This window comes from Acinetobacter sp. IK23 (genome assembly GCF_035615275.1).
GTDB classification, from domain to species: domain Bacteria; phylum Pseudomonadota; class Gammaproteobacteria; order Pseudomonadales; family Moraxellaceae; genus Acinetobacter; species Acinetobacter seifertii.
Genome location: NZ_JANBNX010000021.1, coordinates 41,894 through 68,225, shown reverse-complemented (window position 1 = coordinate 68,225; position 26,332 = coordinate 41,894). Strand labels below are relative to the sequence as shown.

General features: G+C 40.8%; 37 protein-coding genes and 3 pseudogenes. 5 read left to right on the top strand and 35 right to left on the bottom strand.

Translation table 11 applies throughout. The annotated features are described in order from the left end of the window. Positions 1–121, top strand: a pseudogene (locus MSG95_RS13945) (IS3 family transposase); the annotation flags it as partial. On the opposite strand, the gene MSG95_RS13940 reads toward MSG95_RS13945, so the two are convergent. The 5 genes from MSG95_RS13940 to MSG95_RS13920 form a co-directional block, all read right to left on the bottom strand. Then, on the bottom strand, positions 81–2,315 hold the full coding sequence (locus MSG95_RS13940) for a TRAP transporter large permease subunit (RefSeq protein ID WP_324624834.1): 2,235 nt from the start codon (positions 2,313–2,315) through the stop codon (positions 81–83). The pseudogene MSG95_RS13945 and the gene MSG95_RS13940 sit on opposite strands and share 41 nt — an antisense overlap. A 187-nt stretch (positions 2,316–2,502) precedes the next feature. Further along, positions 2,503–3,069 (bottom strand): rhombosortase, encoded by a 567-nt coding sequence (rrtA, locus tag MSG95_RS13935; RefSeq protein WP_004705397.1) that lies wholly within the window; start codon positions 3,067–3,069, stop codon positions 2,503–2,505. Positions 3,070–3,153: 84 nt separating this feature from the next. Continuing rightward, positions 3,154–4,239, bottom strand: a complete 1,086-nt coding sequence (locus MSG95_RS13930) for a hypothetical protein (RefSeq protein ID WP_019457778.1) — start codon at positions 4,237–4,239, stop codon at positions 3,154–3,156. A 768-nt stretch (positions 4,240–5,007) separates the two neighbouring features. Beyond that, complete coding sequence (locus MSG95_RS13925; protein ID WP_077165178.1) at positions 5,008–5,397, bottom strand: hypothetical protein; 390 nt, start codon at positions 5,395–5,397, stop codon at positions 5,008–5,010. 6 nt (positions 5,398–5,403) lie between these two features. Further along, entirely contained in the window at positions 5,404–5,661 is a 258-nt protein-coding gene (locus MSG95_RS13920) for a succinate dehydrogenase assembly factor 2 (RefSeq protein ID WP_077165177.1), read from the bottom strand. A 189-nt stretch (positions 5,662–5,850) separates the two neighbouring features. Between MSG95_RS13920 and MSG95_RS13915 the strand changes: the two genes are divergently transcribed. Continuing rightward, positions 5,851–7,023: an acyl-CoA dehydrogenase family protein gene (locus MSG95_RS13915; protein ID WP_019457781.1), complete on the top strand. Its 1,173-nt coding sequence runs from the start codon at positions 5,851–5,853 to the stop codon at positions 7,021–7,023. A gap of 48 nt (positions 7,024–7,071) precedes the next feature. Here MSG95_RS13915 and MSG95_RS13910 read toward each other — a convergent pair whose 3' ends face one another. The 30 genes and pseudogenes from MSG95_RS13910 to MSG95_RS13765 all read right to left on the bottom strand — a co-directional run bounded on the left by MSG95_RS13910 (position 7,072) and on the right by MSG95_RS13765 (position 23,273). Continuing rightward, on the bottom strand, positions 7,072–8,562 hold the full coding sequence (locus tag MSG95_RS13910) for a flavin-containing monooxygenase (RefSeq protein WP_039253594.1): 1,491 nt from the start codon (positions 8,560–8,562) through the stop codon (positions 7,072–7,074). 181 nt (positions 8,563–8,743) lie between these two features. Continuing rightward, positions 8,744–9,121 (bottom strand): 50S ribosomal protein L17, encoded by a 378-nt coding sequence (gene rplQ / locus MSG95_RS13905; RefSeq protein WP_002049717.1) that lies wholly within the window; start codon positions 9,119–9,121, stop codon positions 8,744–8,746. Between the two features lie 18 nt (positions 9,122–9,139). Further along, positions 9,140–10,147: a DNA-directed RNA polymerase subunit alpha gene (locus tag MSG95_RS13900; RefSeq protein ID WP_004705386.1), complete on the bottom strand. Its 1,008-nt coding sequence runs from the start codon at positions 10,145–10,147 to the stop codon at positions 9,140–9,142. 17 nt (positions 10,148–10,164) lie between these two features. Continuing rightward, a complete protein-coding gene (gene rpsD, locus MSG95_RS13895) occupies positions 10,165–10,791 on the bottom strand; it encodes a 30S ribosomal protein S4 (protein ID WP_077165176.1) in 627 nt (208 codons plus the stop codon). A 12-nt stretch (positions 10,792–10,803) separates the two neighbouring features. Then, positions 10,804–11,190 (bottom strand): 30S ribosomal protein S11, encoded by a 387-nt coding sequence (gene rpsK, locus MSG95_RS13890; protein WP_001040166.1) that lies wholly within the window; start codon positions 11,188–11,190, stop codon positions 10,804–10,806. Positions 11,191–11,209: 19 nt separating this feature from the next. Then, on the bottom strand, positions 11,210–11,566 hold the full coding sequence (rpsM, locus tag MSG95_RS13885; protein ID WP_000090816.1) for a 30S ribosomal protein S13: 357 nt from the start codon (positions 11,564–11,566) through the stop codon (positions 11,210–11,212). Between the two features lie 107 nt (positions 11,567–11,673). Then, positions 11,674–11,790, bottom strand: coding sequence for a 50S ribosomal protein L36 (rpmJ, locus tag MSG95_RS13880; RefSeq protein ID WP_000867907.1), 117 nt, complete (start codon positions 11,788–11,790; stop codon positions 11,674–11,676). A 20-nt stretch (positions 11,791–11,810) separates the two neighbouring features. Then, positions 11,811–13,130, bottom strand: coding sequence for a preprotein translocase subunit SecY (gene secY / locus MSG95_RS13875; protein ID WP_170318186.1), 1,320 nt, complete (start codon positions 13,128–13,130; stop codon positions 11,811–11,813). Positions 13,131–13,175: 45 nt separating this feature from the next. Then, entirely contained in the window at positions 13,176–13,616 is a 441-nt protein-coding gene (rplO, locus tag MSG95_RS13870; RefSeq protein WP_002049750.1) for a 50S ribosomal protein L15, read from the bottom strand. Between the two features lie 3 nt (positions 13,617–13,619). After that, positions 13,620–13,796: a 50S ribosomal protein L30 gene (gene rpmD / locus MSG95_RS13865; protein WP_000849088.1), complete on the bottom strand. Its 177-nt coding sequence runs from the start codon at positions 13,794–13,796 to the stop codon at positions 13,620–13,622. Between the two features lie 6 nt (positions 13,797–13,802). After that, on the bottom strand, positions 13,803–14,300 hold the full coding sequence (rpsE, locus tag MSG95_RS13860; protein WP_001141025.1) for a 30S ribosomal protein S5: 498 nt from the start codon (positions 14,298–14,300) through the stop codon (positions 13,803–13,805). A gap of 2 nt (positions 14,301–14,302) precedes the next feature. Further along, a complete protein-coding gene (rplR, locus tag MSG95_RS13855; protein ID WP_002049741.1) occupies positions 14,303–14,653 on the bottom strand; it encodes a 50S ribosomal protein L18 in 351 nt (116 codons plus the stop codon). Between the two features lie 14 nt (positions 14,654–14,667). Next, positions 14,668–15,201: a 50S ribosomal protein L6 gene (gene rplF, locus MSG95_RS13850; RefSeq protein ID WP_004705382.1), complete on the bottom strand. Its 534-nt coding sequence runs from the start codon at positions 15,199–15,201 to the stop codon at positions 14,668–14,670. Between the two features lie 13 nt (positions 15,202–15,214). Next, positions 15,215–15,610 (bottom strand): 30S ribosomal protein S8, encoded by a 396-nt coding sequence (gene rpsH, locus MSG95_RS13845; RefSeq protein ID WP_002049732.1) that lies wholly within the window; start codon positions 15,608–15,610, stop codon positions 15,215–15,217. A gap of 11 nt (positions 15,611–15,621) precedes the next feature. Continuing rightward, the gene (gene rpsN / locus MSG95_RS13840; RefSeq protein WP_001074624.1) at positions 15,622–15,927 is read right to left on the bottom strand and encodes a 30S ribosomal protein S14; all 306 of its coding nucleotides are present in this window, start codon (positions 15,925–15,927) and stop codon (positions 15,622–15,624) included. Between the two features lie 9 nt (positions 15,928–15,936). After that, a complete protein-coding gene (gene rplE, locus MSG95_RS13835; protein WP_004705381.1) occupies positions 15,937–16,473 on the bottom strand; it encodes a 50S ribosomal protein L5 in 537 nt (178 codons plus the stop codon). A 15-nt stretch (positions 16,474–16,488) separates the two neighbouring features. Then, positions 16,489–16,806: a 50S ribosomal protein L24 gene (gene rplX / locus MSG95_RS13830; RefSeq protein ID WP_002049703.1), complete on the bottom strand. Its 318-nt coding sequence runs from the start codon at positions 16,804–16,806 to the stop codon at positions 16,489–16,491. Positions 16,807–16,815: 9 nt separating this feature from the next. After that, positions 16,816–17,184 (bottom strand): 50S ribosomal protein L14, encoded by a 369-nt coding sequence (rplN, locus tag MSG95_RS13825; RefSeq protein ID WP_001982634.1) that lies wholly within the window; start codon positions 17,182–17,184, stop codon positions 16,816–16,818. Positions 17,185–17,276: 92 nt separating this feature from the next. Beyond that, positions 17,277–17,534 carry a 30S ribosomal protein S17 gene (gene rpsQ / locus MSG95_RS13820; RefSeq protein ID WP_001291845.1) on the bottom strand — a complete coding sequence of 86 codons (258 nt, stop codon included), beginning with the start codon at positions 17,532–17,534 and terminating at the stop codon, positions 17,277–17,279. Further along, on the bottom strand, positions 17,531–17,728 hold the full coding sequence (gene rpmC, locus MSG95_RS13815) for a 50S ribosomal protein L29 (protein WP_000849927.1): 198 nt from the start codon (positions 17,726–17,728) through the stop codon (positions 17,531–17,533). The genes rpsQ and rpmC overlap by 4 nt, the downstream gene beginning before the upstream one ends. Next, positions 17,728–18,141 carry a 50S ribosomal protein L16 gene (gene rplP / locus MSG95_RS13810; protein WP_002049688.1) on the bottom strand — a complete coding sequence of 138 codons (414 nt, stop codon included), beginning with the start codon at positions 18,139–18,141 and terminating at the stop codon, positions 17,728–17,730. The genes rpmC and rplP overlap by 1 nt, the downstream gene beginning before the upstream one ends. After that, positions 18,081–18,897, bottom strand: a pseudogene (gene rpsC, locus MSG95_RS13805) (30S ribosomal protein S3). The gene rplP and the pseudogene rpsC overlap by 61 nt, the downstream one beginning before the upstream one ends. A gap of 1 nt (position 18,898) precedes the next feature. Next, the gene (rplV, locus tag MSG95_RS13800) at positions 18,899–19,228 is read right to left on the bottom strand and encodes a 50S ribosomal protein L22 (protein ID WP_001982638.1); all 330 of its coding nucleotides are present in this window, start codon (positions 19,226–19,228) and stop codon (positions 18,899–18,901) included. Between the two features lie 11 nt (positions 19,229–19,239). Continuing rightward, positions 19,240–19,515 carry a 30S ribosomal protein S19 gene (gene rpsS / locus MSG95_RS13795; RefSeq protein WP_001138119.1) on the bottom strand — a complete coding sequence of 92 codons (276 nt, stop codon included), beginning with the start codon at positions 19,513–19,515 and terminating at the stop codon, positions 19,240–19,242. Between the two features lie 13 nt (positions 19,516–19,528). Continuing rightward, complete coding sequence (gene rplB, locus MSG95_RS13790) at positions 19,529–20,353, bottom strand: 50S ribosomal protein L2 (RefSeq protein WP_002049686.1); 825 nt, start codon at positions 20,351–20,353, stop codon at positions 19,529–19,531. Positions 20,354–20,364: 11 nt separating this feature from the next. After that, the gene (rplW, locus tag MSG95_RS13785) at positions 20,365–20,685 is read right to left on the bottom strand and encodes a 50S ribosomal protein L23 (RefSeq protein WP_003653662.1); all 321 of its coding nucleotides are present in this window, start codon (positions 20,683–20,685) and stop codon (positions 20,365–20,367) included. After that, positions 20,682–21,284, bottom strand: a complete 603-nt coding sequence (gene rplD / locus MSG95_RS13780) for a 50S ribosomal protein L4 (protein WP_002049755.1) — start codon at positions 21,282–21,284, stop codon at positions 20,682–20,684. Before rplD ends, rplW begins: the two co-directional genes overlap by 4 nt. Before the next feature lie 11 nt (positions 21,285–21,295). Beyond that, positions 21,296–21,934, bottom strand: coding sequence for a 50S ribosomal protein L3 (rplC, locus tag MSG95_RS13775; protein ID WP_002117051.1), 639 nt, complete (start codon positions 21,932–21,934; stop codon positions 21,296–21,298). A gap of 57 nt (positions 21,935–21,991) precedes the next feature. After that, positions 21,992–22,303: a 30S ribosomal protein S10 gene (gene rpsJ / locus MSG95_RS13770; protein ID WP_000070912.1), complete on the bottom strand. Its 312-nt coding sequence runs from the start codon at positions 22,301–22,303 to the stop codon at positions 21,992–21,994. 241 nt (positions 22,304–22,544) lie between these two features. Continuing rightward, positions 22,545–23,273 carry a type 1 glutamine amidotransferase gene (locus MSG95_RS13765; RefSeq protein ID WP_019457783.1) on the bottom strand — a complete coding sequence of 243 codons (729 nt, stop codon included), beginning with the start codon at positions 23,271–23,273 and terminating at the stop codon, positions 22,545–22,547. Between the two features lie 168 nt (positions 23,274–23,441). On the opposite strand from MSG95_RS13765, the gene MSG95_RS13760 reads away from it, so the two are divergent. From MSG95_RS13760 to MSG95_RS18935, 3 genes and pseudogenes are all read left to right on the top strand, one after another. Further along, positions 23,442–24,632 carry a PLP-dependent transferase gene (locus MSG95_RS13760; RefSeq protein ID WP_077165175.1) on the top strand — a complete coding sequence of 397 codons (1,191 nt, stop codon included), beginning with the start codon at positions 23,442–23,444 and terminating at the stop codon, positions 24,630–24,632. A gap of 43 nt (positions 24,633–24,675) precedes the next feature. Continuing rightward, the gene (locus MSG95_RS13755) at positions 24,676–26,211 is read left to right on the top strand and encodes a helicase HerA-like domain-containing protein (protein ID WP_077165174.1); all 1,536 of its coding nucleotides are present in this window, start codon (positions 24,676–24,678) and stop codon (positions 26,209–26,211) included. After that, positions 26,199–26,329 (top strand): annotated as a pseudogene (locus MSG95_RS18935) (hypothetical protein). The gene MSG95_RS13755 and the pseudogene MSG95_RS18935 overlap by 13 nt, the downstream one beginning before the upstream one ends. Positions 26,330–26,332 lie beyond the last annotated feature (3 nt).

The window sequence follows — 26,332 nt, the reverse complement described above, 5'->3', positions numbered from 1 at the left end:
TATTGAGATTTATTACAATCGGGTCAGAAGACATTCTGCAAATGGCTGGTTAAGCCCTGAAGCCTTTGAGAAGAAATATTTTAAGAATTTAGAGGGATTTGTTGTCCACGATACTGTCTAGGATCATACCAACCAAAAAGTTTCAGTACTAATGGAGCATAAGTTACCAGTACCAACGAAGAGAACAAGACAATAATTGGTAATAACCAACGTTCATATCGATAATAGAAACTTGTGTATTTCTCTTTCGCTTCAGCATCAGCAGCGTTCACTTCATCATCTCCGACGGACAACCGCGTGAGTAGATGGTTTAAGGCAACTGGTGGTGTTACATAACCAAATTCGAATGCAACCAATACAATCATCCAGAAATGAATTGGATGAATACCATTTTCGTAAGCTACAGGCGCAATCGTTGCTGCTACTAAAATTACAGCACCAAATGGATCTGTACACATACCGATAATAGCAAGTAACAATGCAATACATGCCAGTGATATATAGATACTGCCCAAATGAGTTGGTAATAACTCAACCACTTCAGAGCGCTCAATTAAACCACCTACACTTGCAGACAATGCCATCAAAATAATTAAGGCACCGATATGTCCAACGGTTTCTGATGTCGCAAAACGCAATGCACCACCAAAACCAAGACGGAACTGCGAACTATGCGGATCGTGTGATTGTAAGAACGGAGATTTTTTTTCATGTTCACGAACAATTGCTTCATGAATATTTAAAGCTGGTGTCTCTTTAGGCATCACCAATTTATCGTACAAGATCATCGCAATCAGCACGAGTGGCAGAATGACTGGTGCAGTAAATTCGTTCATTCCGGTATCTAATGCATATTTATAAAATGCAAGAACAACTACTGTAATTAAGATATATGGAATAACGGGTACGAAAGCTCGTGCCATGCCTGGAAGTGCTACTTTCGGTGAGTTCACACGGAACTTTTCTTCTGCCAAGAAAAGAGATACACCTAAGAAAATAAATGCAGTTAACCAGAATACGTAAATACCATGTCCAAATAATTCATCAGATGTAACATGGCGACTGTCTAGCATGGCAATTAAAACGACCAATAGACATGGACGTACCACAACACCTAATGAACCTGACATTGCAGATACAGCAAGTGCATACTGACGGCGAGCACCTGCATTCCAAACTTCCTTATAAATAATCGCACCGGCCGCAATAACGAAAATCCCTGATGCACCTGTATAAGCTGTTGGTACAGCAGCAGCAATCAGAATTAACCAAGTTAAGGTTTCTGGCGCTAAGTTCCATGGACGAAGTACATTTAAGAACAAGTCCATAACACGTGTTTGTGTAAGTAACATACCTGCCCAAATAAATAAGGCAAGATTTAAGAAAATACCTGAGAACTCAACCAACAAACCAAGGTAAATCCCTTGCCCCATTGGATAGTCCATAAAGAATGTGAAGACAATACCTGTAATTAGTGCCATATAAGCATATAAAGGCACAGAGAGTAAGGCTAAGCCTATGTTACCGCCTTCACGTTTTGGCGGAGGTGAAACAAATAATTGATACAGACTAATTAAGCTCAGAACAACAAACAGAATCATCCAGATCCAGTAAATCGTTACTGTTTCATAAGTAGGTGTTACCCCAGAATTAATGACAGAACGATACTGACTAATCACAGAAAAACTTAGTAGTGCATTACCAAGCAACATAAAGAGAGAATACACTTTGTAATCAATTTTTGTTGCTGGATTACGCAAGCCAATATGGTGATATTTCAATGATGCAGTAATTGCAGAAATTAAAACCATAAAGACCAGTAAAATGGCACGGTTCTCTGTACCAAATTTAAATATCCCGAAGAAACCCGTTTCAATCGTACGGTATGTACGTACTCCCGGATTTGCCTCAATATATTTAATAGTTTTATCGTAGGCCTTATATTTATCTTCACATTGCTGCTTTGCGGCTTGTAAGGATGCACGGACATCACTTTCTGAGGCAGCACCAAAGAAGCTCGCGAAATCATCAGATGCATTCGCTTTCATTTGCTCTTTTACTTGAGCATCAATATTTGGATTTCGATCACAAGATGGCTTTTCAGGTTCAGCACGCAAAAATGAATATTGCATGCCTATCGCAGGGTCACCATAAAGGCGCTCCCCGATACGTAATAATTGCCCGTGGATCATCTCCCCGGTACCAATGATTAGAGTCATTAATAGCAAAATGAGGATTACGAATGTTGAGATCCATTCGTTCCATATATAACCCAGCAGACCTAATCCAGATCTTTTTTCTTGATATTCTTGCATAAATATTCCAATTTTGTTCTCTCAAATCCCTCATAACAAAGGCTCTGAGTCATGCAATTTCCTTGGTCAGGGGTATCGTCCATCCCCTTTCTACCAATCCCTTTATTCAACGATCAAATTTGCATCAAACTTTATCAATAAAGAATGACTAAAATCTCTTTTTTAACAGTTTGTATTGTCAATCTTCCTACTTGAATCTCTGTATAAGCCAATAGCATCCCCCAAAGATTGCACCACCTATCGCACCATACAAATGAGCTTCGGTTAAAACAGGACTACCAATTAGTTGTGCAGTGCCCGTTTGTCCAAAGGTGTTTTCCCAAACCAGTTTGGCAATAATTAGCCCTAAAACTAACAATGCAAAATTCCGTTCTTTGCGATATTGCAAATAAACTAGAGCAACGGCTGTATATAGCCCGTGAAGTACACCAGATAGGCCGGCATATGCATCGATATAAGGTAAATAAAAATAGAACACCAAGCTAATAAATGGTGGTAGAAGAAAAAGAAGAATTAAGATATGCCACACTTTGGTATGTGGAAATATGAAGGGCAAACATGCAAATGCCATCATATTTAAAAGGAAGTGAATCCACCCCACATGTACCCAATGCGCTGTCCACAAACGCCAAAACTCACCAAGTAAGCTTTCACGCCAATAAATAAAATAATCTGGAAATACTTGTAGACATGCAGAAACAGAAATGCACCCTGCGACCAAAAGCACTTTTTTATTGAGTACATGATCCTTCATAGCACACTCCTTTTAAAACTAGACTCCTTACGATTAATACGAAAAATAAGTAGCAACGCAAGGAGTTAGTTTCTTCAGATCTTTTTACTGTGCAGGTGCAGTTGCTGAGTCTGCTGGAACTTCTGATGCAGCCCCACCGTCAAATAACTCATCCAGTTCTGCTGAACCCTCGTTTTTCTCATCCCAGAAATGAGACATACCGCCGTCACCTGTACGAACGCCTGTATGCTCAGTCCAATAGCGGTCAGAAATACCACGAACAATTAAACCAGCCATGCTATCGATTAACTTAAAGTTCGGATTAACTGGTTTATCATCTGCTTGAGATGCTGCATAAGTTTTTAATGCATCACGGATTTTGGCATCGTCACCACTTGCTTGTGCAGCTACAGCATAGAGTGCGTGAGACAAACGAACACCTTTTTGTTCACCAATTTGCACTGACTGTTTTAAAGTCTCATACGGGTCTGGCTTACCTTCATTAGCTCCTGGTAATAAAGTCCAGATCACCGCACGTGTTGCATTTGGTGCTCCCCAGAACTTTTGGTTATCCAGACAAACCATGCCACGCTCTACGATAGCAGCAATATCTTTCGGAACATTGACAGAACCACCTGAGTTAATGTCATTTGTTACTGCTTGAAGGCCACTTATCATTCCAAGTAGATATACAGTCTGATCGGTATCACTACGCATAGTTGGACAAGAGTCACCTAAATGGTACTTATATTTAGATTCCCAACGATCAGCGAATAATTTATAGCCCGTATATTGCCGCTCTGCAGCAATTGCAGCCCAACGCTTCTGCGCAATACGTGCATCTTGAGCTTCTGTTACTTGTCCTGCTTTTGAAGCGCGCAAATAACGTAACTCCTGCTCTAATGCTTGGTTTTCCGCACATACACCTGAAGCAGCATACATTAAGACAGCAACACGAGTAGGATCTGCACCCATCCCTTTAGTCGACATGATTGCAGGAGTTAAGGCACTACCAGTATTACAAACCATTTCAGCATCTTGCATTGCCAAAATAGGTGGAACAACGTGCTTTTCCGTAAAACCTAAAGCAACATTTGCTCCGCTTTTCACGACGTATGAACAACCTGATAAAACTGAAGCTGCAAGAAAACTCATCGCCAAACCTTGGCTTATTTTTTGGACTTTAGACATCTTCCTGTCCTCGATGTAATTTGTTTTTTCCTTTTCAGATGTACATTAGCAGATGCATATCTTGAATAAAAGAGTAATTACTCTAATTGTAGCGCTTATACTTTGACACACTTCACAGCAGATAAAATTGACAGTTTTTGAGGGAAACAAAAATTTTAGGCAAAAAAAAGTAGCATTGCGACGGTTCAGCACATGCTACTTATTAACTGGGATAAGCTTTTAACGGCTTATATTATTGTTGTTCTATATAATCCTTGAGTAAAGTTCCTGCTCTTCCTACTACTACAGCCATAACAACTGCAATTAACAGAAACATCCACATTGAAATCTCCATGAGAGACCTCCTTACTACATTCGCACCCAGTAAAAACCGGACACTTGATGAAATGAATCGATTAATCAATTAAACTATTGACTGACCGACGACCTTTGCATCCTCTGTCTCTTAACTTTGCTAAGATTAGCTTTATTAAGATGTTCCCTGAGTAAAGTTCCTGCTCTTCCTATCACCACTGCCAGAATGATGGCAATGACCAAGAACGACCATGTTGGCATCTCCATTTGAGACCTCCGACACACTTTACGTTGGTGTTTGTACTTTAACCGATAGAATAATAACCATATTGAGAAATTGTCGGACAATTGACTTTCTTGCTATTTTTTCTGTATTTTAACTAGACAATTTATATTTTCCAACTAGAAATAAATATTAACCAATTGATTTTTAATATTTTTAAATAAATATACAAATGTAGAATTGTCTAACAATTAATAGAATTTTTCTAAAGTCTTAAGCTGTTTCCATTGAGATAAGGACATTTGATCAAACCAAATAACAGAAGTTAATGTTTTATCACCCTCAAAATAGACCACTATGAAAATCTGATAATCAATTATTTTTAAAATTTCTACACGAGAAATGGTTTGTTCTGAATGAAAGCTAAGTGACCATAATTTCTGATCTAAATAAGCAATTTGAGCAAGCTGTGGTCGCTTTAAAAAGAAAATAAAACTTATAGATAATAAACAGACCGCAACCAACCACCAGAGTATTGGTATCAGCTGATAAAACAGAACTGCTAAACATAAGCCAATAAAAAACTGAAATATAATCGAGAAACGGCTATATTTCAGTTTAAAATTCAATTGGTTGATCAAAACTAATCAGCCATGAACATAATGCTTTAATTTATGAATAAAATCACGTAATTCTGTACGCGGCGGTTCAGATACTTCCATAAACCAATCAAGTAAATCAGGATCTTCCTGCTCTACTAATTCAGCAAACAATGCTTTTTCTGCTGGAGCTGCCTTTAAATAATAATTTTTCACATACGGGTCAAAATAGACATCAATTTCCTTTAAACCGCGGCGTGCGCGATAAACTACTTTACGTTCTTCCAAGGTCATTTCTTCAGACATTTATTTCCCCATCTGCGTTGATAGTGCGCCTAGTTTACCTGATCACATAAGAAAGTTCGCTAAAAATCTCAAATTGACCAAACTTATCACTTCATAGCTATAAATGAGCATTCATCACATTGTTAGACCTAATGAGCTTGCCTTATGTTTAGACTCATAACATCAAGCCCAAACCAAGGAAGAAATACAATGCAATCTGGTGCTATTCGTCCCATTCCAAATATGTTACCTCGCCATCTATTTAACGAAGAACATGAAGCTTTTCGTGAAACAGTACGTAAATTCTATGAGAAAGAAGTTGTACCAAATACTGAAAAATATGAAAAACAACAACATGTGGACCGAGATCTTTGGAATAAAGCTGGTGCATTAGGTTTACTGTGCACCACCATGCCAGAACAATACGGTGGTTCAGGTGTGGACCGTCTATACAGTATGATTCTTATCGAAGAACAAGCATATGCAATGGACTCAAGTACAGGTTTCTCACTACATTCCGATATTGTCGCCAACTATATCAATAACTTTGGAAACGAAGAACAAAAGCAAAAATGGCTTCCGAAAATGGCAACTGGTGAAACAGTGACCGCAATTGCCATGACAGAACCAGGCACAGGTTCAGATTTACAAGCTGTAAGAACTACAGCCGTTCTTGATGGTGATGAATATGTGATTAATGGTTCAAAAATATTTATTACCAATGGCTATTTGTGCGACATGGCAATTGTCGTCTGTAAAACAGGCAACAGTGATAAAGGCTCTGCCAATTTATCACTTATTATTGTTGAAGCTGACCGTGCTGGTTTTACTAAAGGTAAACCACTCAATAAAATTGGCATGAAAGGCCAAGATACATGTGAACTCTTCTTTGATAACGTTCGTGTTCCTAAAGAAAATCTTTTAGGTATGGAAGGTATGGGCTTTATTATGCTCATGAAAGAATTAGCATGGGAGCGTATGTTGGTTGCAATTATCTGCCAAGCTGGTGCAGAAGCAGCGTTTGCACATACTGTTCAATATACAAAAGATCGTAAAGCATTTGGCAAGCCAATTAGTGCTTTCCAAAATACACGTTTCAAACTCGCAGAACTACGTACTGAAATTGATTTCTGCCGTACCTATTTAGATCGTTGTATGGAATTACAACTTGAAGAAAAGTTGAGTGTTGAAGCTGCCGCAGCTGCTAAATATAAAATTTCGGATATGTTCTCGAAAATAGTCGATGAATGTCTTCAATTACATGGCGGCTATGGTTACATGCTGGAATACCCAATTGCTCGTGCTTATATTGACCACCGAGCAAACCGCATTTATGCAGGTACAAACGAAATTATGAAAGAATTAATCTCTAGAACACTTTAATACCATGCATAAAAAAGGAGGCTATTTGCCTCCTTTTTATTTCAAATCTTAAGACACTAGCTTTGGCTTACGTGTATTTACATCTGAATGTTTGTGAAAATGAAGAATACCATCATCAAATTTAGCATTTTGTAATGACTTTCTATCTTCAAGATAATTATTGGTTACTTGCCATGGAGCATGCTTACCTTGTTTTGGAAGCTCATGAGCTGCACGACTAATATAACCAGAAGACAATTTACCCATTACTGTATCTTCTTCCATTTCATTTTTATTACCCGCTGGAATAACCTCATCATAGTTATTCTTGTCCATATAGTTTAATAGACGGGAAATATAATCAGCTGCAATATCAACTTTTAATGTCCAAGATGCATTCACATAGCCAATAATCATGGCCATATTTGGAATATCACTTAGCATAATGCCATTGTAAAGCATATGTTCTGAGGAGTTGATTGGCTTACCATCAACTTTAGCTTGAACACCACCCATAATTTGAACTTGTAAACCAGTTGCAGATACTATGATATCGGCATCAAGGTGTTTACCAGACTTTAATTGAATACCAGTTTCTGTAAATTTTTCAATCTGATCAGTTTCAACACTCGCCTTACCTTCACGAAGAATCTTAAATAGATCACCATCAGGTACTACACATAAACGCTGATCCCAAGGATTATAAGAAGGCGTAAAGTGTTTCATATCTACTTTACCCTTAAGCTGCATTTCAATTGCTTTTAAGAGTAAACGACGAACTGTTTTAGGATGCTTCTGAGATAATGCATAAATTGCGCGTTGCATACCAATATTACGAGCACGGGTAAATTTGTAAGCCGCCTCTTCAGACATAAATCTACGAGTCTTTTCATAGATGAAGTCAATAGAAGGAACAGTTGCAATATACGTAGGCGAACGTTGTAACATCGTCACATGACCTGCTCCACCTTTTGACATTGCTGGAACCAGAGTAATTGCAGTAGCTCCACTACCAATAATTACTACTTTCTTACCTGTATAGTCTAAGTTTTCAGGCCAATGCTGCGGATGAATGAGTTGACCTTTAAAAGCATCTTGATTAGGGAAAGTCGGAGCATAACCTTGGTCATAATTATAATAACCAGTACAACCTACAACAAAGTTAGCTACCCAAGTCTGTTGCTTTTTATTGCTATCCTCGACAACAACATGCCATTTCTTTGAAGTAGAATCATAATTTGCAGAAAGCACACGATGACCAAAGTGAATCTTTTCTTTTAATTTGAACTCATCAATTACTTCACCTAAATAACCTTTAATTGAAGCACCATCAGCCAGTACATTTGCTTTACACCATGGTTTAAAGTTAAAACCAAATGTAGACATATCTGAATCTGAACGAATACCAGGATAACGGAAAAGATCCCAAGTCCCCCCAAAAGATTCACGACGCTCTAAAATTTCAAATTGGCGCTGCGGAGAGTTTTTAGATAGATGGGCAGCAACTCCGATTCCTGAAATGCCGGCACCAATGATTAGAATATCAACTTGCTTTTCCATTTTATTTTTATACCCATTGTTGAGAATATGACTTTATTAAAGCACAATTTTGACAATACACAATGTCAAGTTTGACCGTTTATCCGTTTTTTTATGTCACTTGGGGACAATTTTTAATTTTTATAGCTTTTAAAAAATAAAAAAGACCGGCATAAAGCCGGCCTTTTTCGAATAATATCAATTATTCAGCTGAAGTATTCACTTCACGATCTACAAGCTCAACGTAAGCCATCGGTGCTGCATCACCAGCACGGAAGCCCGCTTTAAGAACACGTAGATAACCGCCGTTACGTTCTTTGTAACGAGGGCCGAGTACGGTAAATAATTTACCTACAGTTGCAGCATTACGAGTACGAGCAAATGCTAAACGACGATTTGCTACAGTATCGTTTTTTGCTAGAGTGATTAAAGGCTCAGCAACACGACGTAATTCTTTAGCTTTAGGAACGGTTGTTTTGATCAACTCGTGTTCAAATAAAGAATTAGCCAAGTTTTGGAACATCGCTTTACGATGGCTGCTTGTACGGCCTAATTTCACACCACTATTACGATGACGCATGGTGATAGTCCTACTTAATTAACGGCTACGATAGGCAAAACGGTCGTCCATACGAAGACTAGCTGGTGGCCAGTTTTCAAGACGCATACCGAGTTGTAAGCCTTTCGATGCCAAAACATCTTTGATCTCTGTTAACGATTTTTTACCAAGGTTAGGAGTTTTTAATAACTCAACTTCAGTACGTTGAACGAGATCACCAATGTAGTAAATATTTTCTGCTTTCAAACAGTTAGCAGAACGAACAGTAAGCTCTAGATCATCTACTGGGCGAAGCAAGATTGGGTCAACTTCTTCACGAGGTTCTTGAGCAACTGGAGTTTGATCTTTCTGAAGATCAACAAAAATTGCAATTTGTTGTTGCAAGATTGTTGCCGCTTTGCGGATCGCTTCTTCCGGATCAACCGTTCCATTTGTTTCAAGGTCGATTACCAGTTTATCTAAATCGGTACGTTGTTCAACACGCGCATTTTCAACGGTGTAAGAAACACGTTTAATCGGACTATAAGAAGCATCTAATTGCAAACGACCTACTGGACGTGTTTCACCTTCAGGGAAACGAGAATCAGATGTTTCATAACCACGACCTTGAGAAACTTTCAAGCGCATTTTTAATGAACCTGAAGCACTCAAAGTACCAATTAAATGATCTGGGTTAACCACTTCAACATTATGAGGTAAACGAAGGTCAGCAGCAGTAATATCGCCAGGACCTTGTTTCTCTAATGTTAAATAAGCTTCATTTTGATCGAACAGCTTAATAGACAATCCTTTTAGGTTCAGCAAGAGCTCGACGATGTCCTGCTGCAAGCCTTCTAAAGTACTGTACTCGTGCTCGACACCTTCTATCTCTACTTCAACCACAGCAGCGCCAGGTAAAGAAGACAATAGAATGCGACGTAAAGCATTACCTAGAGTGTGGCCAAAACCACGCTCTAAAGGTTCTAGAATCACTTTTGCCGAGGTCCCGCTTACCGCTTCGACCTTGATCGCTTGCGGAGTGAGAAACTCGTTTGCAGTACGCGTCATTATTGCTACCTCAAGGATTATTTAGAATACAATTCTACAATCAAGCTTTCGTTGATTTCAGCAGGTAAATCAGAACGATCTGGTGCAGCTTTAAACGTACCTTCAAGTTTAGAATGATCAACATCAATCCAACCTGGAATACCACGTTGAGCAGCTAATTCAATCGCGTTTTTAATACGCAATTGTTGTTTAGCACCTTCGTGAACCGCAATTACATCACCCGCTTTAACTTGAATAGACGCGATGTTTACACGACGACCATTCAAAGTAATGCTACGGTGACTTACTAACTGACGAGCTTCTGCACGTGTAGAACCAAAACCCATGCGATAAACAACGTTATCAAGACGGCTTTCAAGCAATTTCAACAAGTTCTCACCAGTTGCGCCTTTAACACGAGCTGCTTCTTTATAGTAGTTACTAAATTGACGCTCTAACACACCGTAAATACGACGGACTTTTTGTTTTTCACGTAATTGTAGTGAATACTCAGATTGCTTACCACCGCGAGCCTGACCATGTTGACCAGGTGCTTTGTTAGCTTTTTTAGTTTTGACGTCAAATGGTTTAACGCCAGATTTAAGTTGCAGGTCTGTCCCTTCGCGGCGAGAGAGTTTGCATTTTGGACCAATATAACGAGCCATGAATGTTTCTCCTTACACGCGACGTTTTTTAGGTGGACGGCAACCGTTGTGAGGAATTGGAGTCACATCGGTAATGCTGTTAATCTTATAACCCACTGCGCCTAATGCACGAACCGCAGACTCACGACCTGGACCAGGACCTTTTACAAGGACGTCTAGGTTTTTCAAACCGTAATCTAAAGCTGCTTTACCAGCAACTTCAGCAGCTACCTGAGCAGCAAACGGAGTTGATTTACGTGAACCACGGAAGCCTTGTCCACCTGAGGTAGCCCAAGCCAATGCATTACCTTGACGATCGGTAATCGTAACAATGGTGTTATTAAAAGACGCGTGAATGTGTGCAACACCTTCAGAGACGGTACGAGTGACCTTCTTGCGTGTGCGAGTATCTTTAGCCATCTTTTAGCTTCCAGAAATCTTACTTTTTAATCGGTTTGCGCGGACCTTTACGGGTACGTGCGTTAGTTTTGGTGCGTTGACCACGGACAGGCAAGCTGCGACGATGACGAAGGCCACGATAGCAACCTAAATCCATTAAACGTTTAATGTTCATGGAAATTTCGCGACGTAAGTCACCTTCGGTAGGAACCTTAGCAACTTCTGCACGAATCGCATCAAGCTGTGCATCGTCCAACTCACGAATCTTAGTAGTTTCAGTGATGCCAACTGTAGCTAAGATATTCTTAGCAGTATGGCGACCGATACCAAAGATATAAGTGAGGGAGATAACAGCATGCTTGTTATCCGGAATGTTTACACCGGCAATACGAGCCATTCACTTTTCTCCAAAAAGGCAGTAGAGATAATCAACCGCCCCACAAAAATCTTGAGGGGCGGATATTAACCCAATTCGCCTACTGAAATCAACAGGTCTTGATTAGATTAACCTTGACGCTGCTTATGACGAGGTTCTGCGCTACAAATCACGCGAATAACCCCATTACGACGGATAACTTTACAGCTACCACAAATTTTCTTTACAGAAGCTTGTACTTTCATGATGAAACCTCTAAGTGCGCTTATCCCTTAGGATGAGCAGTCGTTTTTCTCATTAATGTTTGATTGTCATATTGATGAGAAGTTAAATGCGCTTGTAGCTGAGCCATAAAGTCCATAACAACAACGACTACGATAAGTAATGAGGTACCACCTAAATAGAATGGAATACCAAAAGAACTCTGTAAAATCATTGGCATTAAACAAATGACTGTAATATAAATCGCACCAATAAACGTCAAACGATTAAGAATATGATCTAAGTAACGAGCAGTTTGCTCACCTGGGCGAATACCAGGCACATAAGCTCCGCTGCGTTTTAGATTTTCTGATACTTCCTTAGGGCTAAATACTAAAGCCGTATAAAAGTAACAGAAAAAGATAATTAACGCACCAAAGAGCACCAAATACAAAGGCTGTCCAGGCGACAATACCAGAGCTAAATCTTGTAAGCTACGCTTAATTAAACCAGCATTCGGATCTGCACTACCTACCCATTGACCCAAACTAGCTGGGAACAACAATAAAGAGCTTGCAAAAATCGCAGGAATCACACCAGCCATATTAATTTTTAATGGTAGATGTGTTTGTTGAGCTGTAAATATACGACGCCCTTGTTGCTTTTGTGCATAGTTTACTGGAATACGACGCTGTGCTTTTTCAATAAACACAATCGCAGCCAACACACCAAGAGACAAAAGACCAAAGATGACAAGACCAATCAAACTTGTTTGACCATTATCTACAGATGACACTGATTGCATAATTAATTTAGGCAAACCAGCAACAATACCTGCAAAAATAATCATTGAGATACCATTACCGATACCTCTTTCAGTGATTTGTTCACCTAACCACATTAAGAACATAGTTCCAGCGATAAGTGACGTAACAGCAGGAATATAAAATGCAAGACCCGTAGACAGAGTAATACCCTGACCAATTAAGCCTGCACACATGCCTACTGCCTGAACCACTGCAAGTAATAATGTACCCTGACGCGTATATTGGTTAATTTTACGCTTACCTTGCTCCCCTTCCTTTTTCAAGGCTTCAAGAGAAGGAATCACTGTTGACATTAACTGCACAATAATTGATGCAGAAATATAAGGCATGATCCCTAAAGCAAGAATAGACATTCGCTCTAAAGCACCGCCAGAAAACATATTGAATAGCCCAAGAATAGTTCCTTGGTTTGCATGAAATAAATTTTCTAACGCAGCATTATTAATGCCTGGTACTGGAATATGCGCTCCTAGTCGAAAGACCAGCAATGCACCGATTAGAAAACTCATCCGGCGAATAATTTCACGGTATTTCACATGAAATGGCTGACCTTTCATCATGTTGACATGACCTGAAGAACTAGGAGACATAGACACTCGAGATTACTCCTCGACTTTACCGCCAGCTGCTTCAATTGCAGCTTTAGCGCCTTTAGTCAATGCAACACCTTGAACAGTGAATGCACGAGTGATTTCACCAGAAAGCACGATACGAGCACGAATTTGATCGCGACGAACAACATTCGCAGCTTTTAAAGTTTCAAGGCTAACAATGTCGCCTTCCACTTTAGTTAACTCAGACAAACGTACTTCAGCAGTTTTTAAAGCGATTTGGCTAGTGAAACCGAATTTAGGTAAACGACGATAAATCGCTGTTTGACCGCCTTCGAAACCTGGACGAACGCCACCACTTTTACGTGATTTTTGACCTTTGACACCACGGCCACCAGTCTTACCAACGCCAGAACCGATACCACGGCCTAAACGACGGTGTTCACGTTTTGCACCTTCTGCAGGTGCAAGCTCATTTAAACGCAGAGTCATGGCTTATTCCTCTACACTAACCATATAGTAGACTTTGTTGATCATACCACGGTTAGAAGGCGTATCTTGCACTTCTACAGTATGACCAATACGACGCAGACCTAAACCTTGTAAGCAAAGCTTGTGATTTTTCAAGCGATGTGAAGAAGATTTAGTCTGGGTAACTTTAATCGTTTTCATGATTGATTACCCTTGAATTTCTTCTACTGATTTACCACGTTTCGCAGCGACTTTCTCAGGAGAAGTCATATCACGCAAACCTTTAAAAGTTGCGTTTACTACGTTAGCAGCATTAGTAGAACCATAACATTTGGCAAGTACGTTATGTACACCTGCAGCTTCAAGAACGGCACGCATTGCGCCACCAGCGATTACGCCAGTACCTTCTGAAGCAGGTTGCATGTATACACGGCTTGCACCATGACGAGCATTCACAGGGTGTTGTAAAGTAGTACCAGCAAGGTCTACAGTGATCATGTTGCGACGAGCAGCTTCAAGTGCTTTAGAAATAGCAGCAGGAACTTCACGTGCTTTACCACGACCAAAACCAACACGACCATTACCATCACCCACAACTGTTAATGCTGTGAAAGAGAAGATACGACCGCCCTTAACAACTTTGGCTACACGATCAACGGCAACCAGCTTTTCAACAAGACCTTCGTTTTGTTCAACTTTAGCCATGATTAGAACTCCAAGCCGTTTTCACGAGCAGCATCAGCCAAGGCTTTGATACGACCATGATATTTAAAACCAGAACGGTCAAATGCAACTTTAGTTACACCAGCTGCTTTCGCACGTTCTGCGATTAAAGCACCTACTTTAGTAGCTGCATCTACATTACCTGTAGTACCGCTACGTAAAGATGCATCCAAAGTTGAAGCTTGCGCTAAAACTTTGCCACCATCTGCTGAAATAACTTGAGCATAGATGTGACGCGGAGTGCGGTTTACACACAAACGAGTCGCACCCAATGCACGAATGTGCAAGCGTGTGCTTTTCGCACGACGCAAACGGGATTGTTTCTTTTCGTTCATAAGAACCTCGCGCCTTATTTCTTCTTAGCTTCTTTACGAAGAATGACTTCATCCGAATAACGAACACCTTTACCTTTATATGGTTCAGGAGCACGGTATGCACGGATTTCTGCCGCTACTTGACCTAACAACTGCTTGTTTGCTGATTTCAAAATGATTTCAGTAGCAGTTGGAGTTTCCGCTGTTACACCTTCTGGTAAAGCGTAGTCAATTGGGTGTGAGTAACCAAGGTTAAGGTTTACAACAGTACCTTTAACCGCAGCTTTATAACCAACACCAACTAGCTGCAACTTACGTTCGAAGCCTTCGCTAACACCTTTTACAAGGTTGTTCAATACAGCGCGAGCAGTACCAGCTTGCATCCAAGCATCTTTCGATTCTTTAACTGGAGCAAGTTGAAGTTTACCTTCTTCCTGTTTTAGCTCGACCAGCGCATGCAGGTTGAAAGACAATGTACCTTTAGTGCCTTTCACTTCGACCTGCCGGCCGTTCTGAGTAACTGCTACACCATTAGGTACAGTTACTGGGGCTTTAGCCACACGAGACATGAGGAATCACCTATTAAGAAACAAAAGCAATAACTTCACCACCAACGCCCGCAGCACGTGCAGCGCGATCAGTCATGATGCCTTTGCTTGTAGAAACAATTGCAATACCTAAACCTTGCTTAACGCTTGGAAGTTTATCTTTACCACGGTATTGGCGAAGACCTGGACGGCTTACGCGCTTAACCATTTCGATAACTGGTTTGCCTTCGAAATATTTTAAAGTAATAGTCAAAGTAGATTTTGTCTCTTCTTGAGCAACTTCTACATTTGAAATATAACCTTCTTGTTGAAGTACGTTTGCAATAGCAACTTTCAACTTAGAAGAAGGCATAGAAACAGTTTGTTTCTTAGCCATTTGTGCGTTACGAACACGTGTTAGCATGTCGGCAACGGTATCTTGCATACTCATTTAGTCGCTCCTTACCAGCTTGCCTTAACAACGCCTGGTACATCACCTTGCATTACTGTGTCACGTAGTTTATTACGGCTTAAACCGAACTTACGGAAGTAACCATGAGGACGACCAGTTAAACCACAACGGTTACGAAGACGTACCGGAGATGCATTACGCGGCAATGCTTGTAACTTTAACATCGCTTCGAAACGCTCTTCGTCGCTAGCATTTACGTTTGCAATCGTAGCTTTTAATTCAGCACGTTTTGCAGCGTATTTAGCAACAGTTTTTTCGCGTTTCAATTCGCGATTAATCATACCTTTCTTAGCCATATCGACCTCTTATTTGAACGGGAAGCCGAATGCACGCATAAGCGCACGGCCTTCGTCATCGGTGCGAGCAGTCGTAGTAATGGTAATATCCATACCACGAATACGATCAATCTTATCGAAATCGATTTCAGGGAAAACGATTTGCTCTTTCAAACCCATTGAGTAGTTACCACGACCATCAAATGATTTCGCAGAGAAACCACGGAAGTCACGGATACGAGGGATTGCGATAGAGATCAAACGGTCCAAGAATTCGTACATTTGGTCGCCACGTAAAGTAACTTTACAACCAATCGGCCAACCATCACGGATTTTGAAACCTGCGATAGATTTACGAGCAAGTGTAATTACTGGTTTTTGACCAGCAATTAATTGCATGTCGACTACAGCGCCATCTAATAATTTCTTATCAGTTGCAGCTGCGCCTACACCCATGTTTAGGGTAATTTTTGTGATGCGTGGAATTTCCATCACGTTCTTAATGCTAAGTTCTTCTTTTAACTTTGCTTTAAGTTCATCATTGTAACGTGCTTTAAGTCTGGCCATTGCCTTTTCAACCTATTACTTCGCTACCGCCACTGATTCACCATTTGATTTATAAACGCGAGTTTTCACGCCATCAATCACTTGGTAACCAACACGGTCAGCCTTCTGGGTTGTAGCATTTAAAATTGCCACGTTTGAAATATGAAGCGAAGCTTCTTGAGTAACCACACCGCCTTCAGCGCCAGTTACACGATTCGGCTTTTGATGCTTCTTCACTAAGTTAAGGCCTTCAACCTTAACGCGGTCTTCAGAAACAGACAATACAGTACCCTGTTTGCCTTTTTCTTTACCTGCGATCACGATAACTTGATCGCCTTTTTTAATCTTAGCCATGATTGCCTCTTATAGAACTTCAGGAGCCAATGAAATGATTTTCATGAACTGTTCAGTACGAAGTTCACGAGTCACTGGTCCGAAGATACGAGTAGCAATCGGAGCTTTGTTGTTGTTCAAGATAACTGCAGCATTATCATCAAAACGGATCACAGAACCATCTGGACGACGAATGCCGAATTTAGTACGAACTACAACCGCATTCATCACGTCACCTTTTTTAACACGTGCGCGTGGGATTGCTTCTTTTACAGTAACTTTAATAATGTCGCCAACAGAAGCATAACGACGATGTGAACCACCAAGTACTTTAATACATTGTACGCGGCGAGCACCACTGTTGTCTGCTACGTCGAGCATAGTTTCGGTTTGAATCATTGCCCTACTCCAAAACCGAGCATCACCGGTCACAATTTCGAAAGGCTCAAAGAGTACTCGAAATTGACCGATGATGCAACAAGAACGTCGAATTACTCAGCAGCTGCTTCAACTACTTCCACTAAAGTCCAAGCTTTAGTTTTAGAAATTGGGCGGCTTTCTTTAATGGTTACAACATCGCCAATTTTAGCAACGTTGTTCTCATCATGAGCGTGTAACTTAGTTGAACGGCGAATTGACTTGCCATACAACGGGTGTTGAACGCGGCGTTCAATAAGAACAACAATAGATTTATCCATTTTGTCACTTACGACTTTGCCGGTTAACGTGCGGACTGTTTTTTCACTCATTGTCCGTTCCCCTGTTTTTCGGTAAGGAGTGTCTTAATACGAGCAATTGTCTTACGAGCAATTTGCACTTCGTGCGATTTACCCAACTGACCAGTTGCTTTCGCCATACGAAGACGGAATTGGTTAAGCTGTTGCTCATCAAGCAAAGCTTTCAACTCTTCTACCGATTTTTCACGTAGATCTTTAGTTTTCATTACATTACCGTCCGAGTCACGATAGTGGTTTTAAACGGAAGCTTAGCAGCAGCTAAAGCAAATGCTTCACGCGCTAATTCTTCGTTCACACCTTCAATTTCGTACAGGATCTTACCTGGTTGGATCTGGCAAACCCAGTATTCCACGCTACCCTTACCTTTACCCATACGCACTTCAAGAGGCTTTTGAGTAATTGGTTTATCCGGGAATACGCGAATAAAGATTTTACCACCACGCTTAATACGGCGGCTAATAGTACGACGTGCAGCTTCAATCTGACGCGCAGTCATACGACCACGTTCAGTTGCTTTAATTGCAATCGAACCAAATGATACTGTACTACCACGATGCGCTAGACCAGTGTTACGGCCTTTGTGCACTTTACGGAATTTGGTACGTTTAGGTTGCAACATGGATTATTCTCCCTTGTCAGCAGCACGGTCACCGCGACGACCACGACGCTCTTGACCTTCACCACGACCACGACCACGTTTAGCTGGACGATCTTCAGCAGGAGCAGGGTTCATGACTTGTTTCATGCCACCTAAGATCTCGCCACGGAAAATCCAAACTTTAACACCAATCGTACCGTAAGTTGTTTCTGCACGCATAGTTGCATAGTCAATGTCTGCACGTAATGTATGCAAAGGTACACGACCTTCACGATACCATTCTGTACGAGCAATCTCTGCACCACCTAAACGGCCAGACACTTCAACTTTGATACCTTTAGCACCAGCACGCATAGTGTTTTGAACCGCACGCTTCATAGCACGACGGAACATAACACGCTTTTCTAATTGAGAAGCAATTGCTTCAGCAACTAAACGCGCATCTAAGTCTGGGCGATCAATTTCGTTGATACTTACTTGCGCTGGAACACCCATAATGCTGGTAAGTTCGCGCTGTAATTTCTCAATATCTTCGCCTTTTTTACCGATTACGATACCAGGACGAGCTGTGCTAATAGTTACTTTAGCAGCGCCTGATGGACGTTCGATAAGAATATTGCTTACCATCGCATTCTTAAGTTTTTTAGTTAAAAACTCACGAACTTGAAGATCTTTAAGCAAGTATTCAGCGTATTGTTTCGGATTCGCATACCAGTTAGCGTTATGACGTTTCACAACACCTAGGCGGATACCGATTGGATGAACCTTCTGACCCATATCAAACCCCTACCTTAACGGTGATGTGACAAGTACGCTTAGTAATACGATCTGCACGGCCTTTAGCACGTGGCATAATACGCTTAAGGCTCATGCCTTCATCAACGTAAATCGTAGAAACTTTAAGATCGTCAACATCTAAACTGTTATTGTGTTCAGCGTTTGCAATCGCAGATTCCAATGCTTTTTTTACTAAAACAGCAGCTTTTTTATTGCTGAAGTTTAAAATATTTAAAGCATGCGCAACAGATTTGCCGCGAATAAGATCTGCAACCAAACGTGCTTTCTGTGCCGAGATAGCGGCACCGCGTAATTTAGCAGTTACTTCCATCATGACACCTATTAACGTTTAGATTTCTTGTCAACACCGTGACCACGATAGGTACGAGTTGGCGCGAATTCACCGAGTTTATGACCAACCATATGCTCAGTAACAATTACTGGAACGTGGTTACGACCATTATGAACAGAAATTGTTAAACCAACAAAATCTGGAAGGATCATCGAACGACGAGACCAAGTTTTAATCGGCTTGCGAGAGTTACTAGCAACAGCCGCTTCAACCTTAGCGAACAAGTGCGCATCGACGAATGGGCCTTTTTTCAGAGAACGAGGCATTAGTCAGATTCCTTTACTTGACGCGACGGTCGCGAATAATCATCTTAGTCGTACGCTTATTGGTACGTGTCTTGTACCCTTTAGCTTTTTGACCCCATGGGCTTACAGGTTGAATACCTTTGTTACGCCCTTCACCACCACCGTGCGGGTGATCAATCGGGTTCATCGCCATACCACGTACGGTAGGACGAACACCACGCCAGCGTGAAGCACCAGCTTTACCCAATGAACGAAGGTTGTTTTCTTGGTTAGAAACTTCACCAATTACAGCGCGGCATTCAACATGTACTTTACGCATTTCGCCTGAACGAAGACGAATAATTGCGTAAGAACCATCACGACCCAACAACTGAACAGAAGCACCAGCAGAACGCGCTAATTGCGCACCCTTACCAATTTTAAGTTCAACGTTATGAAGTGTAGAACCGATCGGCATATTACGAAGTGGCAAGCAGTTACCTGGACGAATTGGAGCATCGTTACCAGATTGTACTTTATCGCCAGCACGTAAGCCTTTAGGTGCGATGATATAACGACGCTCACCATCAGCATATTTCAACAAAGCAATATGTGCTGTACGGTTTGGATCGTATTCAATACGCTCTACAACAGCTGGGATGCTGTCTTTGTTACGTTTGAAGTCAACGATACGATAGTGTTGTTTATGACCACCACCAACGTGACGAGTAGTAATGTGACCGTTGTTATTACGACCACCAGTACGTTTTTTAGCTTCAACCAACGGTGCGTAAGGAGCGCCTTTGTGAAGATGGTCATGAACCACTTTCTCTACAAAGCGACGTCCTGGAGACGTTGGCTTACATTTTTGAATCGGCATAATTTTCGTCCTTATTCCGCTGCGCTTTCAGCGGTATCGCCCAAGTCAGCCATTTCAACATCTTGGCCGGCTTTCAGGGTGACGTATGCTTTTTTAACATCAGAACGACGTCCTAATGTTTTACCAAAGCGCTTAGTTTTACCTTTAGTAATAGTAGTGTTAACTTTAACAACTTCTACACCAAAAAGTTTTTCAACTGCTTTTTTAACTTCAAGTTTAGTAGCATTGATGTCTACTTTAAATACTTGAACGCCAACAGTATCACCTAAAACTTGTGCCTTTTCTGAGAAGACTGGTCCTTTAAGGACTTGATAGATACGTTCGTTGTTCATCCGAGTTCTACCTCAATTTTCTTAGCAGCAGCTACAGACATCACAACTTTATCAAACGCGATCAAGCTTACAGGATCGATTGCAGTTGCATCTACCACATCTACATGTGGAAGGTTGCGTGCTGCAAGATATAAGTTCTCATCTACAGCGTCAGTAACGATTAATGCACGAGCAGCATTTAAGTCGTTAAGCTTTGCAAGCAATTCTTTAGTTTTTGGAGCTGCAACAGCAAACTCTTCAACCAATACAAGACGATCTTGGCGAACAAGTTCAGCTAAGATACATTGCATTGCACCGCGGTACATCTTACGGTTTACTTTTTGAGACCAATCTTGTGGACGAGCAGCAAAAGTTTTACCACCACCAACCCAGATAGGGCTACGAATAGAACCCGCACGAGCACGACCAGTACCTTTTTGACGGAATGGCTTTTTACCACCGCCAGAAACGTCTGCACGCGATTTTTGAGCACGAGTACCTTGACGACCACCTGCTAAGTAAGCAGTAACAACTTGGTGTACAAGAGCTTCGTTAAATTCACGTCCGAAAGCAACTTCAGACAATTCAACAGCAGAGCCGGAAACAGTTTTCAAATTCACGGTATTTCCCCTCAGGCCTTGATGGTAGGACGTACAATTACGTCGCCGCCAGTTGCACCAGGAATTGCACCTTTAACAACTAAAACAGAACGTTCAGCGTCAATAGATACGATTTCAAGACCTTGTACTGTTACGCGTTCATCACCTAAGTGACCAGCCATTTTTTTGCCTTTGAACACGCGTCCAGGAGTTTGGTTTTGACCTGTAGAACCTAATACACGGTGAGAAACTGAGTTACCGTGAGTAGCGTCTTGGGTACGGAAGTTCCAACGTTTAACACCACCTTGGAAACCTTTACCTTTTGATTGACCAGTTACGTCAACAACTTGACCAACTGTGAACAAATCAACGCCGATAGTACCACCAACTTCACGACCTTCAAGCTCAGCTTCAGTAACACGGAACTCTTTAACTAAACGACCAGCAGCAACACCAGCTTTCGCGAAGTGACCTTTCTGAGCGTTAGTTACGCGAGATTCGCGACGTTCACCAGTAGTTACTTGAACAGCTTGATAACCATCAGTTTCAAGTGTTTTGATTTGCGTAATGCGGTTTGGATCGACTTCGATGACTGTAACAGGTACAGAAACACCAGCATCTGTAAAGATGCGAGTCATACCACATTTGCGACCGACTAAACCAATAGCCATGTGCATAAACCTCTAAAAAAGCGGCCTAATTAACTAATCGTTAATTAACCGAAAGCCTTAACCCAAAGCGATCTGAACATCAACACCAGCTGCAAGATCTAATTTCATCAATGCATCAACAGTTTTATCTGTAGGTTGAACGATGTCGATCAAACGTTTGTAGGTGCGGATTTCGTACTGGTCACGCGCATCTTTGTTAACGTGCGGTGAAGTAAGAACGTTGAAGCGTTCGATGCGAGTAGGCATCGGAATTGGACCACACACTTGTGCGCCAGTACGCTTAGCGGTTTCTACGATCTCTTGAGCAGATTGATCAATCAGACGATGATCAAAAGACTTAAGACGGATACGAATTCTCTGGTTAGACATACCAGTAAACTCCAAGCCAAATATATAAAGAATCACCTTTGACGCATCTCACCCATTGGTAAGTGTCAAAGGCAGTGATAATCACTAAGGTCATGATCGATGCCACGACTGTAATGCACATTTACTACTTTCTTCGCAGTAAATGCCCTCTTATTGAGGGTCGCTCATTATAACGATTGTTTAAGTCTTATGCAATTCTCTTTTTCTATTTTTTGCTCAAATCCTGTTTTAGCTAGTCATTTTAGGTATTTATTACAAATTCAATCGCTTTATTTAAAAGCTGATTACCCTGTTCAAATTTTTTCGCTTCTGAATATTCAAGCTCACGTGTAGATTGCACATATTCCCCACTAAAAATTGAAAGTTCTTCCTCATTTTCCAAAAGAAGTTTCAGGGCTGCTGGGGTCATCTCTGGATGAAACTGAAAGCCTAGTACATTCTTTCCAATCTGGTACATTTGATTACGACAAGCATTGCTCTCAGCCAAACGTATAGCACCTTTAGGTATTTCAAATGTTTCGCTATGCCACTGCATCACATTAATTTCTTCAGGCAAAGGAAAGCTTTCCTGAGGTAAGTTTGCAACTCTTTGAACTGTCGACCATCCAAGTTCTTGATAACGATTACGGCTAACCGCTGCACCCAATGCATTTGCGATCAGTTGGCCTCCCAAGCAAAGACCTATAGCTGGCTTACCTGCCGCTAAATATCGACGTAGCCATCTTTTCTCTATTTTCAGCCATGGGTAATTTGCTTCGTCATTAACACTCATGGTTCCACCCATAACCAATAACAAATCAACTTCTTCAATTCGTGGCAAAGCTTCTATTTCAAGAGAACGGTCAACTGGAAGTGCAAAAAACTCAGTAGAGCTAATAGTTGCATGATGAGCTTTTAAAAATGAGTAGCAACTTCCAAAACCTTCACCAGCAATATGTTGGAAATAGTGAACACGTAAATGCGACTTCATGCGCTTAAACCTATTGTTGTTAGAATGTTGGTTAGATCTTTGCAAAAATAAAGCCAAGTTTTTAGTGAATGTTACAGCAGTAACGAAACATGTTAGAAATAATCAAAAATCTAGCGAATAAGTAAGTTTTCTCTTAATCTAATCTTATTATTTAAAGTACAGCGCCCTATGAAAAAGCATAACAATTTTCAAACCCAACTCATTCATGCACCACGAAAAGCACCTCAGTTTATCGAGACCGTGCAACCTCCCTTATTTCGTGCATCAACTATTATTTTTAAATCAACTGCGCACCTTTTTGATCGCCATTGGACTGACCCTTATGATTATAGCTATGGGACACATGGCACACCTACCACATTCACTTTAGCCGACAATATTGCGCAAATAGAGGGTGGTTTGTACGGCTTACTTGCACCAAGTGGTTTATCTGCAATAAATATAGTTAACTCTGCTTTTTTAGGAACAGGTGATGAAGTTTGGGTACCAGACAATATATATGGTCCAAACTTAGAGCATTTAAACTATTTAAAAGCACAATATGGCATCAGGGTTAAAGTTTATAATTCAATTGATGTTTCAACTTTTCAACCTACTGAACAAACCAAGCTTTTATGGCTAGAGGCCGCGGGCTCTGTCACTATGGAGTTTCCAAATCTTAAAGAGTTAGTAAAAAAAGCAAAAGCTCAAGGTGTTTTAACAGCTTTAGATAACACTTGGGGGGCTGGGCTTGCATTTAATGCTTTTGATTTTTCTAATGAACATCTATCAGTTGACTTAACTGTGCATGCACTTACCAAATATCCAAGTGGTGGTGGCGATATATTGATGGGTAGCATTGTAACTCGTGATGAAAAACTATATCACCGCCTGTTCCGTACACATGCGATTCTAGGTATTGCTATCTCAGGAGATGATGCAGCACAAGTTCAGCGTAGCCTCGCACACATGTCACTACGATATGAACAGCAATCAAATAACGCGAAAACTTTATTGGAATGGTTAAAGCAACAGCCTCAATTTGCACAAGTTCTACATCCAAGTGATAAAGCTTCCCCAGGTCATCAATATTGGCAAGAGATTTGCACTACAGGTAAGAGTGCAGGATTAGTCAGTGTCATATTTAAACCTGATTATGATATTTCAGCTATACGTCGCTTTTGCGATGCTCTTAAGCTATTTAAACTTGGTTTTAGTTGGGGTGGTCCAGTTAGTCTTGTCATGCTTTATGATCTAAAAATGATGCGAAAACTTGAAAATACACATTTACAACAAGGTTTATTGGTTCGTTTGTGTATAGGTCTGGAAGATCCGCAAGATTTAATTCAAGATATCGAAAATGCGCTGAAATATTTGTAAAACGACAAGATCAACAGTGACTCACACCGAAGGATAAAAATATATGGGTACACCGATTGTTATTGCTAAAAATATTAATAACACCTCTAAAGAAATTGTTTTGCTTTCTCAATTTGCTAACCGGCATGGTTTAATTGCAGGTGCTACGGGTACAGGTAAAACAGTCACTCTAAAGGTTCTTGCAGAAAGTTTTTCTAGAATCGGTGTTCCCGTCTTTCTTGCCGACGCAAAAGGCGATGTTTCTAGCCTAGCAAAAGCTGGAGAGGCTTCAGATAAATTTAATGAACGCTTAAAGCTTCTACAAATTGATAGCGTTCCTTTTGCTGCCAATCCCGTTATTTTTTGGGATTTATTTGGGCAACAAGGCCATCCTATTCGAACCACTATTTCTGAAATTGGGCCAATTTTATTAGCACGTATACTCAATCTAAATGACACTCAAGAAGGTGTTCTATCTGCTGTTTTCCGCATCGCAGATGATCAAGGATTACTGTTAGTCGACTTTAAAGACCTAAAAGCCATGATCACTTTTGTGAGTGAACATGCAGCGGAATTTAAAGCTGAGTACGGCAACTTATCTCCAGCCAGTTTAGGAGCAATTCAGCGCAATTTGCTCGCTCTTGCCGACCAAGGTGGGGATCAATTCTTTGGAGAGCCAGCTTTAAATATTCTGGACTTTATACAAACCGATGCTAATGGCCGCGGCTATATCAATATTCTTGCTGCTGACAAGCTAATGAATACACCCAAGCTATACGCTACTTTTTTATTATGGATGCTTTCCGAATTATTTGAACAGCTTCCAGAAGTTGGCGATATGGATAAACCAAAACTCGTGTTTTTCTTCGATGAAGCTCACTTGTTATTTGATAATGCCAGTCAAGCTTTACAACAGAAAATTGAACAAGTTGTACGTTTAATTCGCTCTAAAGGTGTCGGTATTTATTTTATTACTCAAAATCCACTTGATTTACCAGAAAGTGTTTTGGGTCAGCTTGGTAACCGCGTACAACATGCTCTACGCGCATTTACTCCGAAAGATCAAAAGGCAGTAAAAACTGCTGCAGATACGTTTCGTGCTAATCCTAATTTCAAAGTGGATGAAGCGATTACACAGCTAGCGGTAGGTGAAGCCCTCATTAGTTGCCTAGATGAACAAGGTACTCCACAAATTGTAGAGCGTGGCTGGGTGATGCCTCCCTACTCCTCTTTTACACCGATTACACCTGAAGAACGAAAAACCCTAATTTCCCAAAGTATTATTACTGGTGTCTATGAACAAGTTGTAGACCGTGAGAGCGCTTATGAAATGCTCCAAAATAAAGTTGCTGAACGTGAGCAGCAAAAACAGGATGCTGAGCTTGCCAAAGAGCAAGAAGCTTTAGCGAAGCAACAAGCCAAGGAACAAGAACGTTTAGCACGAGAACAGCAAAAGGAAGAAGAACGTGCTGCAAAAGAACGAGCAAAACTAACTCAAGATATAGTGGGAACTTTTGCAAAAAGCGCTGCACGCACTTTAGGCGGCAGTACAGGACAGAAATTGGTACGCGGATTACTTGGCTCATTATTTGGAAAATAGACCGTTTAAATCAGCACTTTATTTTAAGGGATTTTATATCCCTTAATTTTTTTATGGTTTTATTAATAAAACTATTGCGATTAATTTTTATAAGATGTATTTTAAATACATCTTATAAAGC

Coding starts and splice junctions, on each gene's coding strand:
- secY (WP_170318186.1), bottom strand. CDS start 13,130: ATGAAAGGTCAGCCATTTCATGTGAAATACCGTGAAATTATTCGCCGG.
- rpsQ (WP_001291845.1), bottom strand. CDS start 17,534: ATGAGTGAAAAAACAGTCCGCACGTTAACCGGCAAAGTCGTAAGTGAC.
- rpmC (WP_000849927.1), bottom strand. CDS start 17,728: ATGAAAACTAAAGATCTACGTGAAAAATCGGTAGAAGAGTTGAAAGCT.
- rplC (WP_002117051.1), bottom strand. CDS start 21,934: ATGGCTATTGGTTTAGTCGGTCGCAAATGTGGTATGACTCGCATCTTT.
- MSG95_RS13930 (WP_019457778.1), bottom strand. CDS start 4,239: ATGTCTAAAGTCCAAAAAATAAGCCAAGGTTTGGCGATGAGTTTTCTT.
- rpsE (WP_001141025.1), bottom strand. CDS start 14,300: ATGGCTAAAGTTGAACAAAACGAAGGTCTTGTTGAAAAGCTGGTTGCC.
- rplP (WP_002049688.1), bottom strand. CDS start 18,141: ATGTTGCAACCTAAACGTACCAAATTCCGTAAAGTGCACAAAGGCCGT.
- rpmJ (WP_000867907.1), bottom strand. CDS start 11,790: ATGAAAGTACAAGCTTCTGTAAAGAAAATTTGTGGTAGCTGTAAAGTT.
- rpsN (WP_001074624.1), bottom strand. CDS start 15,927: ATGGCTAAGAAAGGTATGATTAATCGCGAATTGAAACGCGAAAAAACT.
- rpsS (WP_001138119.1), bottom strand. CDS start 19,515: ATGCCTCGTTCTCTGAAAAAAGGCCCATTCGTCGATGCGCACTTGTTC.
- MSG95_RS13910 (WP_039253594.1), bottom strand. CDS start 8,562: ATGGAAAAGCAAGTTGATATTCTAATCATTGGTGCCGGCATTTCAGGA.
- rpsM (WP_000090816.1), bottom strand. CDS start 11,566: ATGGCTCGTATTGCCGGTGTAAACATTCCGGATAACAAGCATGCTGTT.
- MSG95_RS13765 (WP_019457783.1), bottom strand. CDS start 23,273: ATGAAGTCGCATTTACGTGTTCACTATTTCCAACATATTGCTGGTGAA.
- rpsH (WP_002049732.1), bottom strand. CDS start 15,610: ATGAGTATGCAAGATACCGTTGCCGACATGCTAACACGTGTTCGTAAC.
- rpmD (WP_000849088.1), bottom strand. CDS start 13,796: ATGAAAACGATTAAAGTTACCCAGACTAAATCTTCTTCACATCGCTTG.
- rplR (WP_002049741.1), bottom strand. CDS start 14,653: ATGAACGAAAAGAAACAATCCCGTTTGCGTCGTGCGAAAAGCACACGC.
- rpsD (WP_077165176.1), bottom strand. CDS start 10,791: ATGGCTCGTTATATTGGTCCAAAATGCAAACTCTCTCGCCGCGAAGGG.
- rplW (WP_003653662.1), bottom strand. CDS start 20,685: ATGAACAACGAACGTATCTATCAAGTCCTTAAAGGACCAGTCTTCTCA.
- rplQ (WP_002049717.1), bottom strand. CDS start 9,121: ATGCGTCATCGTAATAGTGGTGTGAAATTAGGCCGTACAAGCAGCCAT.
- rplE (WP_004705381.1), bottom strand. CDS start 16,473: ATGGCCAGACTTAAAGCACGTTACAATGATGAACTTAAAGCAAAGTTA.
- MSG95_RS13915 (WP_019457781.1), top strand. CDS start 5,851: ATGCAATCTGGTGCTATTCGTCCCATTCCAAATATGTTACCTCGCCAT.
- rrtA (WP_004705397.1), bottom strand. CDS start 3,069: ATGAAGGATCATGTACTCAATAAAAAAGTGCTTTTGGTCGCAGGGTGC.
- rplN (WP_001982634.1), bottom strand. CDS start 17,184: ATGATTCAAACCGAAACTATGCTCGACGTAGCAGACAACAGTGGTGCT.
- rplB (WP_002049686.1), bottom strand. CDS start 20,353: ATGCCGATTCAAAAATGTAAGCCAACGTCTCCAGGACGTCGCTTTGTA.
- rpsJ (WP_000070912.1), bottom strand. CDS start 22,303: ATGTCTAACCAGAGAATTCGTATCCGTCTTAAGTCTTTTGATCATCGT.
- rplX (WP_002049703.1), bottom strand. CDS start 16,806: ATGGCTAAGATTAAAAAAGGCGATCAAGTTATCGTGATCGCAGGTAAA.
- MSG95_RS13755 (WP_077165174.1), top strand. CDS start 24,676: ATGGGTACACCGATTGTTATTGCTAAAAATATTAATAACACCTCTAAA.
- rplO (WP_002049750.1), bottom strand. CDS start 13,616: ATGACTCTGCGTTTAAATGAGCTTGCACCTGCAGAAGGTGCAAAACGT.
- MSG95_RS13760 (WP_077165175.1), top strand. CDS start 23,442: ATGAAAAAGCATAACAATTTTCAAACCCAACTCATTCATGCACCACGA.
- rplF (WP_004705382.1), bottom strand. CDS start 15,201: ATGTCTCGTGTGGCTAAAGCCCCAGTAACTGTACCTAATGGTGTAGCA.
- MSG95_RS13900 (WP_004705386.1), bottom strand. CDS start 10,147: ATGACGCGTACTGCAAACGAGTTTCTCACTCCGCAAGCGATCAAGGTC.
- MSG95_RS13940 (WP_324624834.1), bottom strand. CDS start 2,315: ATGCAAGAATATCAAGAAAAAAGATCTGGATTAGGTCTGCTGGGTTAT.
- MSG95_RS13920 (WP_077165177.1), bottom strand. CDS start 5,661: ATGTCTGAAGAAATGACCTTGGAAGAACGTAAAGTAGTTTATCGCGCA.
- rpsK (WP_001040166.1), bottom strand. CDS start 11,190: ATGGCTAAAGATACTCGCACACGCAAGAAGGTCACTCGTACCGTCTCT.
- rplV (WP_001982638.1), bottom strand. CDS start 19,228: ATGGAAGTAACTGCTAAATTACGCGGTGCCGCTATCTCGGCACAGAAA.